This is a genomic window from Thermococcus sp. M36, assembly GCF_012027355.1.
Lineage (GTDB): Archaea > Methanobacteriota_B > Thermococci > Thermococcales > Thermococcaceae > Thermococcus.
Genome location: NZ_SNUH01000230.1, coordinates 1 through 430 on the forward strand (window position 1 = coordinate 1; position 430 = coordinate 430).

General features: G+C 31.9%; 2 protein-coding genes. One reads left to right on the forward strand and one right to left on the reverse strand.

Annotated features, from left to right (window positions below; all coding sequences use genetic code 11):
* The coding region (locus E3E36_RS13040; protein WP_206203696.1) for a hypothetical protein at positions 1–196 on the forward strand (196 nt) is incomplete at its 5' end.
* On the opposite strand, the gene E3E36_RS12115 is transcribed toward E3E36_RS13040, so the two are convergent.
* Positions 159–430: hypothetical protein (locus tag E3E36_RS12115; RefSeq protein ID WP_206203697.1), on the reverse strand; the 272-nt coding region annotated here is incomplete at its 5' end. The genes E3E36_RS13040 and E3E36_RS12115 overlap by 38 nt on opposite strands.

Genomic DNA, 430 nt, shown 5'->3' on the forward strand with positions numbered 1-430 from the left:
TATGCTGCAACAAGGAAAGAAGGCTTCACTAATTAAATTATTCGCCAATCCATTAGTTGCTTTTATTAACGGCTATATTTTTAAATTAGGTTTTTTAGATGGCGTTGATGGCTTCTTCATCGCATCATCTGTAGCCTATCAAACAATGGCTAAGTATGCTAAGTTGATGAAGTTGCAGCAAAAGAAGAATGCATAATTTTATTCAAGTGATAAACCATTGCAATTACAAAAGAAAAAATGGTTATGCCATACTGCCCTTCTAAACTATCATCAGTTATTAATGGAATTAAAAGAACAATTGCTGTTACAAAAGAAAAAATATTTTGTTTAAAAAGATAGTGGTACAATAACCAAATACCAATTGAAAAAGCAATCATTCCCACCAAACCACTACCGGCAAAATAAACCAACCATTCATTGTGAGGAATAA